A 14,265-nucleotide genomic window follows, 5' to 3' on the forward strand; every position below is an offset into this window, starting at 1 on the left:
GTCTAGGACCCTCTGCCATTCCTCTTCTGTGTGTATTTTTGTCATGCAAACCTCTAAAGTTGTGTCCAACTTTTGGGGTTTACGTCACGCCTAGGGGCTCAGCCCCTAAGACCCCGATAAAACTCTACACCCTATATCGCGCCCTTTTCTCAGCGACGCAAAGTTCTTTTTGTTTGGTACGCTTTGCCTGGATAGGTGCGTCGAAAAAAGGCACTGCTAGGTGAAGGCGTAAGGCGCAAACCGTTGTCCTCCCCAACTTGAGGTGAAAATTGGGGGGGGGCGAAATTAAAGAAAAAAGGCAAAATATGCAAAAATAATCTCTAAAATAGTCCGTTTAAGCCGTATTTTTTATGTTAGGAATGAAAATTGATAAAATATGCAAAAATAATTCCTAGAAAGAGGACGTTCGGTATTATTTCTTGATGGAGCCGAAGAATTGACTAAAATTGACGAAATTTGTATAAAATCGGCAATTTTGCACTTTTTCGTGCGAAAAAGTGCGCTTTTGGTACGCTAATTCGGTTGGAAAAGTGCAGTTTGTTATTGACAATCCGGTCGGAAAAGTGTAGTTTTTGGATATGTTCAAGAGAAAAATCCTTAAAGAATTCGAAAATTGGAAGATTTCGGGGGGCAAAAAGAAGGCCCTGGTTGTCAAGGGAATGCGCCAAATCGGCAAGACATCCAGTGTCCTGGAATTCGCCCGCAGCAACTACGAGAGCGTCGTCTATATCAACTTTAAGGAAAATGAAAATGCGAAGAAGGTTTTCGAGGGAGACCTGAACGTCAATAGGATTACTATAGACCTTTCCGCGCTTTTTCCTAATGTGCATTTTGTCGAAAACAAGACCGTCATCATCTTCGATGAAATTCAGGAATGTGCAAACGCCCGCGCAAGCATCAAGCCTTTTATGGAAGACGGTCGCTACGATGTCATCTGTACTGGCTCCCTGCTTGGTATTAAGGGGTACAACCGTAAAAAGGGAAAAGGCGTCCCAACCGGTTTTGAAAGAATAATTTATATGAAACCCATGGATTTCGAGGAATTTCTGTGGGCGAAGGGTATCGGCGAAAATGTCATCAGTTACCTGAAGGAATGCTTCGCGAAAAAGGAACCCGTAAGCGAGGCGACGCATAACGCCATGCTCCGCTATTTCAAGGAATACCTTTGTGTAGGCGGGCTCCCTTATGTCGTTTCTCGATTTGTCGAGACGAACGACATGAACATCGTTTGGCAGGAACAGCAAGACATTCTTGAAGAATACAAGGACGACTTTGGCAAGCACCTTGACGAGAACGAAAACGAGGAAATCGACCGCACGCTTCTTGGCCGCATCAATCGCGTCTTTGATTCAATTCCCGCCCAACTTGCGAAGGAAAACAACAAATTTGTTTATTCGCAACTAGAAAAGAAGGGTCGTTCCGAAAATTACCAAACCGCAATCCAATGGCTCTACGACTGCGGCATCATTAACATCTGCTACAACCTGACCAACATCGCAGAACCCCTTGAAGGCTACAAGATCGAGAATACGTTTAAAATTTATGTGCAGGATTCCGGCCTGTTTGTCGCCATGCTGGAACGCGGCACCGCGGCCAAGATTCTAAGCGGAGATTTGGGATTCTATAAAGGAGCCATCTACGAGAACATCATCGCAGATTGTTTCTCTAAACAAGGCCGCAAGCTGTTCTACTTCCGCAAAGATACGGGGCTAGAAATTGACTTTGTAGAAAATGTCGGTGGCGAGCTCGCCATTATTGAAGTCAAGGCGACATCGGGACGTTCCAAGTCGGCAAAGACTGTTCTGAGTAATGACAACTATGCTGCCAAGGTTTGCTACAAGCTTTCCGAAAACAACATCGGTGTTGCAGGCAAAATGGTTACACTGCCGTACTACATGGCAATGTTTTTGGAGTGAAAAACTTTTTAGCATGAGCCAACTCGCATTGACTAGGGTAACGAACAAGAGAGATTTCTTGTCTTTCACATTCGTTTTGAATTCTCTTGTCCGCGCTTCCGTAAACAAGTAAAACACGAGGATCTTTCCTTTTTATTAATTCCATCGTTCCTGCAAATTGAACCATTTTGTAATCAGCATACCGTTGCGTTCCCTGGTTTCCGATAAACAGCATTGCATTTTGCGGGACATTTCGAAAACAAAAATGATACGACTTTTTGTCTCCAAAGCGCACATTGATTATGTTCGGAATATTGTTAGCCTCGAATAATTCTCGACTATGCTTATTCAAATTGTCAGAATCCTTTTGAACGTCTATATGGTCGCACCATCCGATACTTCTATCAAGTGTGAGACTTCCAGAAAATTTTTTGATATGTCCAAGATACGGCGAGAGACCATCTGTATAGGCTTTACAGAGTTCCTCTTCTTCGTAGTAATGGAGCCATGCGCCATAATCAGGATATGTAAGCGACATCGAAAAGGACTGAACACGTTTAGGAATTTCCTTTTCATCGAAGTCCTTGCCCCTATACAAAATTTCGTATGGGCTTGAATACTGTTCGTTCATTTTTACCTCTTGGAATATGAGTGTAAACTGCGGAACCTAAACGGGGTACCGCAATTTGCAGAGCAATATTGATTTGGCCTAAATTTCGCCCTTGGCTTTCTGTTCCTTAAACTTGTCGCGGGCAGCAATCCATTCGTCAATCAATCGTTTGAGTTCAGATGTCTCGACGGTGATTTCCGAAGAATCTCCCTCATTTGCGAAATTGTCGACGATTAGGGTTTCTTTGAGGCCAATATTCCAATAACACTCGTTGCCGGAGCACTCAATATGTCTTTTCTTCTTGGAAAGAACCTGTTCGATTTGCTCTAGGATAGTTTTGTAGAAATTCACAACCTCTCCAGTGAAGAAGTTCGTGAGTATTCCTGTTTCTTCTTCAAAGGCAAAGTATAGAAAGTCCTTTTTTCCTTCAAATTCAAGGTATTTAATTGCGTAATTGTAATTCATTAGTTTTCCTCCATAATCGGAAATGCACTTGAGATTTTTCCATTTGGGCTAATTCGCATTTTTATTTTCACACCTTCCTTTGAATATCCATAAAATATTTTACCAGAAGGATCTATTGCGCTTTTACCTTTGTACGCCTCGTTTATCGCATTCACGATATGTTGCGGTGACCAGTGTTCGGGGAAGAATGTTGACATTCCGCCCATTGTGCGTTTTCGGACTCCGTTGACCTTGACTTTACCTTGATATACTCCTTTGGTATCTGGGGATGATTTTGTCCCGGGAATAATTTGTCCTTCAGCATTCTTGATTACCTCGGTATGGTAACCCGTCGCCTCCAATCGTTTCTTCCCTTTGCCCGCAGAAGCGAGTTTGACCTCCCCATTAAATATATGTTTTATTAGGCCAGATTCAAAGTGTTCCGTCTGCTTTAGCCCTTCTAAATCACCCTTGAAGTATTTTAATGGTGAATTATTCGGGACCTCGGTCTGATAAAGTTCCGGACGATTCTGCTTTGCGAGTTCCTCTTCAGGAAAAAGCGTTGTTTGAATGTACTTTTGCGGGAGCTCGTTCAACAAATGCTGATACTCCTTTGGCAATTCCGGTAGTTTGTAAACAACCCCCGGCTGGGTTGAGGCTTTTTCACCCATGATTTTTTTCTCCGTGCCTTGCGGCGGAAAATGTGAAATCTTCATGATTCGCTGCCCGAAGGCAACAATCCAAAACCCATTAGACAGTCACAGCCTAATAGTTGATTGATTACTCTTTTAATTTCAGTTTATGTCGCTATTTTTGCTTTACACCTCCTTTTTTGTTATCGGAACATACGTGCCAAGAAAGCTGCCTGTTTTTTTGAGCGCCTTCCCAATACAATATTTAGTCGTCAAAACTTAAAATCAGCATTTTCAGTCTCATTATTTTTGTTTAGCCCCTTCACCCTGTAAACTACACGGAAGAATTCAACCCATTTGTATATTTTACACTCTTTAGACCTTTGTTAGGTCCTTTTTGACACAAGTTTTTTTTATGAATAAAAAGGCGTGGTGTCGAATGCACTTACTCAATCGAGGCTCTGGCAAGCCCATAACGCAATAAGCACAAACGACCCACGCCCAAAGGGGTGCGGCAAGAGTCTGTCCATTGCGTTATTTTTTGAAATCTGCCAGAATTTCGATCAATTAAACAAGGACTCTGTCAAAAGTCTATGTCAAATACAATTATCTAAAGTATTGATTGTCTCCTTAAGCTATTTCAGCATTTGTATAGCCATTACCCTTGCATCAATTTCCAACCTTCAGCAAGGTTGCCCTTTTCATCCTTGTAACGATATTTTTCGGCACTGTTGCAATACCACAGTTTATTTTCACGAACACACAAGCCGCCAACAAATTTTTCTGTGCCGGCAAGAGCATTCAAATCACGCAACTTTTTCGAAAGGGCTTCTGCGCGTCCTTCAGGATTGGCGGCAGTAAACCCACTCTTAGTATCAAAAATACCGATGCGGCCATCCAAAAATTTTACAATCCAGTCGGGATAGAAGAGCCGTTCTCGATTTTCGGTGGTGTTGAAATACTTGAGTGCGTAAAAATCCTTGCCGTCATCATTCTGCTTAAACCACCATTCTACTGTAACTAGGTTTTCAAGAAACTCGATAAAAGCGATTTCGTTATCGCGTCCTGAATATTCTGCTTTAAGTTTGAATGGACGAAGCATACTCTTCTTGCTAGCGTTATAATCAACATAATCGCTCGAATACGCATAAGATGTCTTGACCTTGAACGGCAAGGCTTCCTGCATTTCCTGTTTGCGACGTTCGGCAACAAACGCATCGCGAATGGGTCTGTAATCCTTGAGAGCCTGAGTAATAGCTTTGCGGAATACACTTGCAGAATTCTTGAATAAGTCCTTCAAGAAAATTTTGTAGCGACCGACATTATCAATGTTCGTCATTGAATAGCGTTCAAACCATTGGCGAAGAGCTTCTTTGAAGGGTCCCCAAGAACGAGCTATGTTGCCATATTTAGCATCGGGTTCGGTCTGTTCTTCCAAAATGTTGTAGCAAGCATTCATGAAGTTCTTTTCGACTTCATTGTCGCTCATCTCATGCTCTACATTCTTGCCTAAATCGTTGGTCCCTGCAAAAGTTGCATTCGCCAAGACTTCGGTTGAAAGTGTCTGAGACATATCTATGCCAAATTTTTCAAGAACGCCCTCTTGAGCAAACGGATTGTTATAAACATTTTCGTTAATTCCAAAATAGTTGTTCATCGACTTGACAAATGAACTCTGGAAACTACTTGCCTTACCAATATCACCATAGTCTGCACGGCTAATGAAATCGCTCTTCAAAAGTGGATCAACGATGAATGAAGACTGCTGTTTTTGAACGAGCGTTTCTGCAAAATCGCGGGTAGCCTCAGCGACAATTTCGGTAGCCTTATTTGCAACGCTCTCTCCGAAATGTTCCGTCAATATAGCCTTGACATTTCGAGTTGCCGTTTCAACAATTTGTTCTGTCTTTTGAATTTTTGATGCTGGAGAATCAATTTCGCCAAAAAGATTCAATTCGGGATGATTATCGGACAATATTCCCGGGTTTGTCGATAATTCAGGAGCAACCTGTTTAACAGCTTCTTTTAACGCAGCTTCAATTTTAGGCGCAACATCTGAAATAGGCTTATCTGAGCCATTTGCAACCAATTTATCAAACATAGAACTTTTCAGTTCTTGTAAGACATTGTGCGTTGCTTCTTGCGTAGCAAACCTTCCGAAGAGATGCGGTGCAAGATTTGTCACTTCTGTTTTAGGTTTATTTTCAACAGTATCGGGAATGTCGGAGATTTCATTTTTGCGGTAGTTCGTGTAAAGGAATCCTTCGCGAAGTTCGGGGAACGCCGTCAAATCAATTTTAGGAACAGGGTTGCGTAAAATTCTTCCGAGAGTCTGTGTTTTGAATGTTGGCGATTCTATTTCACGGAACATCACGATAACATGAGCTCGAGGGCAATCCCACCCCGTTCCAGCCGCATACTTGAAAAGTATAAAATCTACGGGACTATCGGCATCTGAAATATGCTCAAGATTTTCTTTCTTGTTGTCAAACCATTTGGCAATTTTATTTGCTGGAACTTCGCAATTTTCAGTCAAAAACCTTGTGACGAGCTCTTCCTTCGTTTCTACGCCTTGGTCCTTGAGTTTAGAGTCATCGTTTGGCAACTGAATTAGAACGAGCGGGTTGATATTTTGTCCGAGGCGAGTCCACTGCACTGCCAAAGATTCCCGTTTCTCCTTAGCGAGTCGCAGCAAGGCAAAATCCAAATCTTCACCTTCAATGGTTCTCAAATCTTCTTCTGTTTGCGAAATAATCTGTTCCTTGATAAGACCTGCAGCCACAACATCGGAGCGTTTGACTTCAACATAGCCTGCACGCAGATTTTGCACATCGCTAATGTTGGGGATTTTTTCAGGTGTCGCGGAAACATTCAATATGATTCGTGGATTAAGTGGCGTAATAACATCACGATAAGCCGATGCAGTCACGTTCTTGTGGCTTTCATCGATAATCATCACAATTTCGCGACCTTCTTTCTTTGTATTTTCCGCGATATCTTCAAAGTAGAATCCCTGTTCTTTTTGCAACTCAACTTCATCGGGGCGACGCAACAAACGTTTTTTTGCATCTTTTGCCACCAACTTTTGCCAATTCAAAAACAGGATATCGTCTTTATGCAAAACCCCTTCGGAAAAATCCGCAATGGTCAAGAGACTTCGCCCGATATTTGGGAAAAAGTAATCGTAAAACTTGTCGCGGCTTTGCATCGCAAGATCGTCTGAGAAAGTAATCCAAACGAAAGCGACATCGTCATTAAAAGCGGGATCATTCTGCAGTTCACGAACAAAATTTGACACCATGAAAGTCTTGCCAGAACCAGTCGGAGACTTGAATGTAATATCGAGATTATGGTCGCCTGTTTGCCAAAGTTTCTTGAATGTCTCTACGAGACCGTTCGTGCCGAGGACCGCGTTTTCTTGGAAAGGAAGCATCTGCATATTGTTACCCGTTCAAAGCCTTGTAGATTTCGAGAATCGGTTTGGGAATCGCCTTGATTTCGATGTTTTTCAAATCATCGAATTCGTTTTCAAAGAAGTCAGGAGAATTCCAGCTGAATACATAAACCGTAAATTTTGACTTTTTATCAGTAGCACGTAATTCATCGATTTTTGCAACAAAATCAGGAACTTTACCATAATCGCCATTATGGTAAATACAGGTATAGCGCTTTTTCTTTTCTGCATTATCAGAATAGATTTGCCAGAAGCCCTTTGCGGCCTTGGGGACCTTGATTGTTTCCAAGGTGTTTTCTGCTAGTGCGATAAGGCAACCTGCTTTTTCAGCAAGTTCCACCTTGTCTGCATCATTGGCATTTTTGCTCTGATGCTTGCCGACGAAGCCAGTCTTGTAGTATTTAAGAGAACCACCTAAACCATCGACGCTTTCCCCCTTTGCGTTTGTGTAGCCACACATTACACGACGATTACGCTCGTATGTAACATTTTCACAGATGTTGTTGTCGCCTTCTGACTGCTGAACAAGAATGCATTGGCGAATACCATCATCCTCTTTATTAAGATTGAGTGTGGCATGTAGAGTCGTGCCAGAGCCTGCGAAGAAGTCAAGAATGGTTATATTTTTCCGAATCGAGCTCATGCGAATAATTCTGTCTATCAAGTCTACAGGTTTGGGATAGCTAAAATCATCGTTTTGAAGAATTTCTTTTAGCAATGAAGCTCCTGTAGAATTATCAATATCATCTATCCAACTTGAATAGGGCTTTGTACTTTCTTCATTTGGATTATCATAGATCCTTTCATATGGAATCCATTCACCTTTTCTGTTTTTTTGTATTTCAACAAGTCCTTTATGAAAAGCATCTTCCATTGTACTTTTGCCCCATCGCCAGCGTCCTTCATTATCCGAATCAAGCATTGGATATATTTCCAAAGAATTCTTCGATTTAGATAGGCTAAACTCATTGGTAGAATTGTTGTAATAAATTGGATAAAATAAATTTGGACGATTTTCTCTTTTACTATTATCACCCCATTTCCGGAGTAATTGAGTTTTATAATGGAGCTTTTTAGATTCGTCAAATAAAGGGAAATTTTTTCCTTTAATCATTCTTCCTGATTCAAACTTATCTAACCTCTTTGCATATCCTTGAATATATTCGTGAACTATTGCATAGTATTTGCTATCCTGACGTCCACCAATTCCCTTTCGTGGGAAAGCCGTTAGTAAATTTCCTTCCCCAAATACTTTATCACACAACAACTTTAAATTCGCTTGTTCGTTATCATCAATACTGATGAAAATCACCCCCTTATCACTCAGCAAATTCTTTGCCAACTTCAAACGCTTTTCCATAAACGAAAGCCAATAGCTATGGCGAAGCGGATGTTCCTTAGGAACTTTTTGACCATCGGGAAATTCTGTCAAGAAACGTTTGTCCTTGTAAGTAAATCCATCCGAACCCGTGTTATACGGCGGATCAATGTAGATGACATCAATTTTGCCACGGTGAGTGTAATTCAAGCAAGTGAGTGCGTGGTAGTTGTCGCCTTCGATAATCACATGAGGAGGTTTTCCTGTCAACGGACCTTCCGCATCTACGGCCTTTTCGGCGACTTCTTCGAGAATTGGAATTTTGTCTTCGGAATCCTTGTCAAAGGCTTCAGGAACGTCCATCCAGTTGAGCCCATAGCGGACACTCTTGACCTGAGACTTCCAGCGTTCGACTTCTTTTTCCAATTCGCGGATGCGAATCTTGAGACCATCCAATGTTTCTGCCACGTGAACCTCACGGCTAAGGGTGCACGCCCTTATTTAGTGCTGTTCGCGTCACAGCTTTAAATAAAAAAGCGTGGCGTCGAATGCACTTACTGAAGTGGAGGCTCTGGAAAACCTATCTATAAATAAGCACAAACGACCCACGCCCATTGCTGGACGTGAGCGCTCGCCTTATTCTCAATAGATTTTGAAATTTTCCAGATTTCCACTTCGAGAATAAGAGCTAACTCTACGTTAAACTCGTGCCCTGCACCACGAGGTGCAGAGCTATGTCAATGGGAAATATAAATAATTGGAAGAGAAAAGGAGATGCCGAGTCAAACCCGGCATGACAATTTTAGGGGCTTTTTTTTCGTTGCCGCAATAAATAAGATATCCCTTGACGCTGACAATCTATTTGTATATATTGTAGCTGATATTCGATAATCCTCGTGACAGTCGACATAGACCTTCGGGTCCGTACGTGCATTCGCGGCGGGGCCCATCAACCTTCTTGATGGTTCTGTTGGATAGCTGGTAGGAACACGACCTACTCGAGTTCACTCGAAAGAGTGGCAAGTAACGCCGGGGAAAGCCCCCGCCAACAGAATCGCAAGATCATCCCATTCCGCGCAAGGCGTGGAAAATTTCAATACATAACAAGTAAGCAAGGGCATGTTGTGCGCTGTTTTTCGGCGTAATCGCAACGGCCAGCCAAATTGTCGCCCAATGGCGACGGTTTTAATAGCGAGGCAATTCGATGACTTTGGAAGAACTCAAAAAACTGATTTCTAAAGATGAAACGAAGAATATTGAACTGAAAAAATCTACCGGCGAACTCCGGGAGGGCATGCATACGGCATGCGCCTTCCTGAATTCCGATGGCGGCGTTCTCGTTTTCGGTGTCACGCCTTCCTTGAGTATTGTTGGGCAAATCGTTTCTGAATCTACCCGTCGCGATATCGCGCAAGCGTTAGCGGGAATAGAACCTGCGGTCACCCCTGTTATTGAATATGTAGACATTCCCGGCAAGGACAACCATCAAGTAATCGTACTGAGGTTCAATCCGTGGGTCTATGGGAATGACCCGTACACATTTCATGGAAGACCATACTATAGACTGGAAAGTGTCACTAAAGCAATGCCTAGGGATATGTTTGATGCTAGAATTCGGATCAACATGCCGCACAAATATTCGTGGGAAATGAGGGTGGCTGAGGGGTATTCTATAAAAGACCTTGATGTCAGCACAATTCGTGGCGTAGTCCGTCTCGGAGTCGAAGAAAAACGAATTCCGGTGGGGTCACTCAATGAGTCAATTAAAGTAATATTGAAAAAATGGAACCTGTTGGATGGCGACAATTTGCGGAACGCCGCTGTGTTTCTTTTTTCTAAGAGATTTTCGTATGATTATGAAATTCGAATGGCTCGTTTTAGAGGAATGGACAAAAATTACTTTATCGACAACCAGCAGGCTCATGGCAATTTCTTTGAACTGCTTGATGCGGGCATGTCGTTCTTTTTCAAGCATCTTTCTCTTAGCGGAGAAATCAAGGGGTTTAAAAGGGAAGAACACCTTGATGTTCCTGCAACGGCATTGCGCGAGGCACTGATTAACGCCCTTTGCCATAGGGATTATGACATTTACCAGTGCTCTATCGGCATTGCCATATATGACGACCGTATAGAAATTGAAAGCCCGGGCTTGTTACCCCGCGAATTAACTCCCAAAACTATTAAGCGGTCGCATAAGTCATATCCACGAAACGAGATTGCTGCGACGGTTCTCTATCAAATAACATACTTAGAAAAATGGGGCTCGGGAATAAAGCGCATAATGGATGCTTGCAAAGCTGAAGGTTCTCCACAACCCTTTTGGAGTGAAGAGGGTGGCTATACCGTGGTGACGTTCCCGATGAACAAACTGAACGGTAGGATTGTCACCCCAAATGAACCTCAAAATGTCACCCAAAATGTCACTCAAAATGTCACTCAAAATGACATTCCGAGAGCAGAAAAAGTGGAGCAGGTTGTTGTGGAAAATTCCATGATATCAAAGGATGATTTAGCTAAAAGGTTCAATGTTTCAAGTAAGACTATTTTGAGGGACCTCAAAAAGCTTGGCTATGCTTGGGAAGGTGCATCGAAAAATGGGCGTTGGGTAAAAAAGGAACCTACGTCCACAAACTTGTAATAAACATCGGGCTCGCATCGTCGGCTTTCTTGAAGCCGCAATGTTCGTAGAAGGAGAGTTCTTCGTTGTAGGCGACTACGACTACGCGCAGGTAATCCTTATAGATTTCCTTGACACGTTCCACGAGTTCCTTGCCGATGCTTTGGCCCTGGTATTCGGGGCGCACAAGCAGGTAATGCACGTAGGCGTTCATGATGCCGTCATCCATGGCGCAGATCATGCCGACGAGCTTTTCGCCGTCCCAGGCCGAGATGACGGTCTTGAAGTTTTTCATCGCGACTACGAGCTTGTCGGGGAAATGTCCCGAGGACCATTCGACGGAGAGGAAGAGGTCTTTTAAATCTTGTTCCGAGAAATCGTGGATGTCTTTGTATTCAATGGCCATGTTTTATTTTTCCCACCTGCGGTAAACGTTCGCGAGTATCGCACCCGAAATGTTGTGCCACACGGAGAATATGGCGCCGGGGACGGTCGCCATCGCAAGGCCCGAGAACGCGGTCGCAGCAAGGCTTGTAGCGAGTCCGGAATTCTGCATGCCGATTTCGATGGAAAGCGCCTTCGTCTTGGGGGTCGAGAATTTCAGCAACTTTCCGAGGCCAAAACCGCAGCCGTAGCCGAGCAGGTTGTGGAGAATCACCACGGCAAACACGATAGCGCCCGTGGAGAGAATCTTCGATGCATTGTGCGAGACGACTGCGGCTACAATCATCGCAATCGCAATCACCGAGACGAGCGGTAGCACCTTCACGGCGCGGGCAGTCCATTTGCCGAAGAACTTGTTGATAACAAACCCGAGCGCAATCGGCACGATGACGACCTTCACGATAGAAAGGAACATCGCCATCACGTCCACGTTTACGGTGGTGCGCAAAAGCAGATAGGTGATTGTCGGCGTCAATACGGGTGCGAGCAGCGTATTCACGCTCGTCATGCCCACGGAAAGCGCCACGTCGCCTTTCGATAGGTATGTAATCACGTTGCTGGAAGTCCCGCCGGGACAGGTGCCTACGAGAACCACGCCCGCCATGAGGGCGGCATCGAGCCCGAACGCCTTGGAAAGTGCAAACGCGAGTGCCGGCATCACGATAAACTGTGCCGCACATCCGATAGTAATTTCCTTCGGACGTGCAAATACAAGTGCAAAATCGGTCAGCTTGAGTGTAAGCCCCATGCCGAACATCACGACCATCAGCAGGTAATTCACCCACGAGAGTTCAATCCAGAGTGTCGATTTCGGGACGAACAACGAGAGCGCCGCGATGGCCAAAACGACAACCGCCATCCACTTGCCCACAAATTCACTGATCTTTTCAAGAAAATGCATTTTACAACCTTCTTAAATCAACGAAAAAGATAATCTATTTTCTAGCCGGTGACCTAAATCTCGATGCTTTCTTCGTCGCTAGTGATGAATGCCTTCAGGCGTTCAATGGTACGGTCGAAATCGTTCTTGATGGAGCATTCCCACACAGTGGCGACGCGGTAGCCTTGTAGCGAAAGCTTCCAGTTTGTCTTGACGTCACGCACGACATTGTTCGTGAACTTTTCGTTCCAGAATTCGGGATTGCTTTTGGGGCGGCTTGTGAACTTGCAGCCGTGTTGGTGCCAGAAACAGCCGTTTATAAAAATGACCACGCCATGCTTAAGAATATACAGGTCTGGCGTGCCTGGCAAATCGCGGCGGTGGAGCCTATAGCGCAGCCCCGCTTTAAAAAGCGCTCGGCGTACTAAAATTTCTGGTTTCGTATCTACGGAATGAACCGCCTGCATCATCTGCGAGCGGTTCATTGGAAGACGTTTTTTCTGGCGACGTTTCATTTGAGTAAATGTCGCTGTCAGTTTGTCAGATTGTTATCCGAAAATCTTAGCGCAGAGTTCCGGTGCAAACTTGGAGAGGTAGCCCTGAATCAGGAGGATCGAAACGAGTGCCGGCAAAATCCACTTGAAGTAGATTCTGAATGCGGCGTTGTACGGAATCTTGTAACCCTTACCGGCGTTCATTTCGGTAAAGAACTTTTCCTGACCCCAACCGTAGCGGCTAGAGCAGAAGATGGCGATGAACATGCCACCTGCCGGGAGCATGGTGTTGCTCACGATAAAGTCTTCGAGGTCCAGAACGCAGCTGCCGGGGCCGAAGGGTTCAAAGCTCGAAAGCATGTTGAAGCCGAGAGCGCAGGGAAGCGAAAGCAGGAATACGATCAGAATGTTCCAGTAGGCGACCTTGCGACGCTTGAATCCCTTGAGGTCCATCCAGAAAGAAACCAGGTTTTCGAAAACGGCAATCAAGGTGGACATGGCCGCAAACGACATGAACAGGAAGAATGCGGCTCCGAAGAATCTACCGGCAGGCATCATGGCGAACACGTTGGAAAGCGTCACGAAAATGAGGCCCGGGCCCTGACCAGGAGACTGGTTGAAGGCAAAGCAGCTAGGAATCACGATAATACCTGCGACCAAAGCGACGACGGTATCCAGAATGCAGACGCTCGTGGCTTCTTTGGCCAAGGAATGATTCTTTCCGATGTAGCTACCGAAAATGGCCATGCTACCGATACCGAGGCTCAAGGTAAAGAAGGCGTGTGCAAAGGCGGCAAAGATAGCCTCGCCCAGACCCTTGCCCGATTGCGTAAGGCGTTCCAAGGACGGCAACAGGTAGAATTCTAGGCCAGCCGTAGAACCGGGGAGCGTCACGGCGCGAATTGCAAGGATTACCATAATGACAAGCAAACAAATCATCATGGTCTTGGTGATGCGTTCCACACCCTTCTGGAGGCCAAGCGACACAATAAAGAGGCCGATGACAATGGCAACCGTCATCCAGAAAATCATGAGGCCCGGGTTTCCGAGCATTTCGCCGAAACCGGCCGCAATCTCATCAGGAGTGCCCAAGAGGAACTTGGGATCGGTCACCATCTTGTAGAAGTAATAGAACATCCATCCGGTCACCACCGAGTAGAAGGCCATCAATATGTAGTTGGCCGAAATCAGCGGGAACTTGGCCCAATGCCACTTGGTACCCGGTTTTTCCAGGTTGTCGAATGCGCGAGCGATACCGCTCTTACCGCCACGACCCAAGGCAAGTTCTGCCATTAAAATGGGCAGGCCCAGGAAAAGCAGGAAGCCGAGGTACGGGAGCACAAAGGCCGCTCCACCGTACTGACCAGCAATGTAAGGGAAGCGCCACACGTTGCCCAGGCCAATGGCGCAACCGGCGGCAATGAGGATAAATCCGAGTCTTGATTTAAAGGTTTCGCGTTCCATAATGAAGAAAAAT

Annotated in this window: 11 protein-coding genes; 2 read left to right on the forward strand and 9 right to left on the reverse strand. The window is 44.7% G+C overall.

What is annotated here, in order from left to right; translation table 11 throughout:
- The first annotated feature begins 578 nt into the window (after positions 1 to 578).
- The gene (locus tag BUA40_RS07805) at positions 579 to 1,916 is read left to right on the forward strand and encodes an ATP-binding protein (protein ID WP_072800084.1); all 1,338 of its coding nucleotides are present in this window, start codon (positions 579 to 581) and stop codon (positions 1,914 to 1,916) included.
- Here the strand turns inward: BUA40_RS07805 and BUA40_RS07810 are convergent.
- The 5 genes from BUA40_RS07810 to BUA40_RS07830 form a co-directional block, all read right to left on the reverse strand.
- The gene (locus BUA40_RS07810) at positions 1,879 to 2,526 is read right to left on the reverse strand and encodes a DUF4417 domain-containing protein (RefSeq protein ID WP_072800085.1); all 648 of its coding nucleotides are present in this window, start codon (positions 2,524 to 2,526) and stop codon (positions 1,879 to 1,881) included. The two genes, BUA40_RS07805 and BUA40_RS07810, sit on opposite strands and share 38 nt — an antisense overlap.
- A 78-nt stretch (positions 2,527 to 2,604) precedes the next feature.
- Positions 2,605 to 2,970 carry a hypothetical protein gene (locus tag BUA40_RS07815; RefSeq protein ID WP_072800086.1) on the reverse strand — a complete coding sequence of 122 codons (366 nt, stop codon included), beginning with the start codon at positions 2,968 to 2,970 and terminating at the stop codon, positions 2,605 to 2,607.
- A complete protein-coding gene (locus BUA40_RS07820) occupies positions 2,970 to 3,665 on the reverse strand; it encodes an EndoU domain-containing protein (RefSeq protein ID WP_083585335.1) in 696 nt (231 codons plus the stop codon). Before BUA40_RS07820 ends, BUA40_RS07815 begins: the two co-directional genes overlap by 1 nt.
- Before the next feature lie 574 nt (positions 3,666 to 4,239).
- Positions 4,240 to 7,020, reverse strand: coding sequence for a DEAD/DEAH box helicase (locus tag BUA40_RS07825; protein ID WP_072800088.1), 2,781 nt, complete (start codon positions 7,018 to 7,020; stop codon positions 4,240 to 4,242).
- Between the two features lie 4 nt (positions 7,021 to 7,024).
- Positions 7,025 to 8,821, reverse strand: a complete 1,797-nt coding sequence (locus BUA40_RS07830; protein ID WP_143149734.1) for a site-specific DNA-methyltransferase — start codon at positions 8,819 to 8,821, stop codon at positions 7,025 to 7,027.
- Positions 8,822 to 9,557: 736 nt separating this feature from the next.
- Between BUA40_RS07830 and BUA40_RS07835 the strand changes: the two genes are divergently transcribed.
- Positions 9,558 to 10,991, forward strand: coding sequence for an ATP-binding protein (locus BUA40_RS07835; RefSeq protein ID WP_072800090.1), 1,434 nt, complete (start codon positions 9,558 to 9,560; stop codon positions 10,989 to 10,991).
- On the opposite strand, the gene BUA40_RS07840 is transcribed toward BUA40_RS07835, so the two are convergent.
- Genes BUA40_RS07840 through BUA40_RS07855 form a run of 4 tightly spaced genes read right to left on the reverse strand, consistent with a single transcriptional unit; the run spans position 10,972 to position 14,252 of the window.
- Complete coding sequence (locus BUA40_RS07840; RefSeq protein WP_072800091.1) at positions 10,972 to 11,376, reverse strand: GNAT family N-acetyltransferase; 405 nt, start codon at positions 11,374 to 11,376, stop codon at positions 10,972 to 10,974. The genes BUA40_RS07835 and BUA40_RS07840 overlap by 20 nt on opposite strands.
- Positions 11,377 to 11,379: 3 nt before the next feature.
- Positions 11,380 to 12,315: a bile acid:sodium symporter family protein gene (locus BUA40_RS07845; RefSeq protein ID WP_072800092.1), complete on the reverse strand. Its 936-nt coding sequence runs from the start codon at positions 12,313 to 12,315 to the stop codon at positions 11,380 to 11,382.
- Positions 12,316 to 12,368: 53 nt separating this feature from the next.
- Positions 12,369 to 12,809, reverse strand: coding sequence for a very short patch repair endonuclease (locus tag BUA40_RS07850; RefSeq protein WP_072800093.1), 441 nt, complete (start codon positions 12,807 to 12,809; stop codon positions 12,369 to 12,371).
- A gap of 33 nt (positions 12,810 to 12,842) precedes the next feature.
- Positions 12,843 to 14,252 carry a sodium-dependent transporter gene (locus BUA40_RS07855; RefSeq protein ID WP_072800094.1) on the reverse strand — a complete coding sequence of 470 codons (1,410 nt, stop codon included), beginning with the start codon at positions 14,250 to 14,252 and terminating at the stop codon, positions 12,843 to 12,845.
- Positions 14,253 to 14,265 lie beyond the last annotated feature (13 nt).

Source organism: Fibrobacter sp. UWT2, from assembly GCF_900142545.1.
Lineage (GTDB): Bacteria > Fibrobacterota > Fibrobacteria > Fibrobacterales > Fibrobacteraceae > Fibrobacter.

Bases quoted from the DNA above. Each gene is read 5' to 3' on its own strand.
- BUA40_RS07825 (WP_072800088.1), bottom strand. From the start codon at position 7,020: ATGCAGATGCTTCCTTTCCAAGAAAACGCGGTCCTCGGCACGAACGGT.
- BUA40_RS07855 (WP_072800094.1), bottom strand. From the start codon at position 14,252: ATGGAACGCGAAACCTTTAAATCAAGACTCGGATTTATCCTCATTGCC.
- BUA40_RS07845 (WP_072800092.1), bottom strand. From the start codon at position 12,315: ATGCATTTTCTTGAAAAGATCAGTGAATTTGTGGGCAAGTGGATGGCG.
- BUA40_RS07805 (WP_072800084.1), top strand. From the start codon at position 579: ATGTTCAAGAGAAAAATCCTTAAAGAATTCGAAAATTGGAAGATTTCG.
- BUA40_RS07840 (WP_072800091.1), bottom strand. From the start codon at position 11,376: ATGGCCATTGAATACAAAGACATCCACGATTTCTCGGAACAAGATTTA.
- BUA40_RS07820 (WP_083585335.1), bottom strand. From the start codon at position 3,665: ATGAAGATTTCACATTTTCCGCCGCAAGGCACGGAGAAAAAAATCATG.
- BUA40_RS07815 (WP_072800086.1), bottom strand. From the start codon at position 2,970: ATGAATTACAATTACGCAATTAAATACCTTGAATTTGAAGGAAAAAAG.
- BUA40_RS07850 (WP_072800093.1), bottom strand. From the start codon at position 12,809: ATGAAACGTCGCCAGAAAAAACGTCTTCCAATGAACCGCTCGCAGATG.
- BUA40_RS07835 (WP_072800090.1), top strand. From the start codon at position 9,558: ATGACTTTGGAAGAACTCAAAAAACTGATTTCTAAAGATGAAACGAAG.
- BUA40_RS07810 (WP_072800085.1), bottom strand. From the start codon at position 2,526: ATGAACGAACAGTATTCAAGCCCATACGAAATTTTGTATAGGGGCAAG.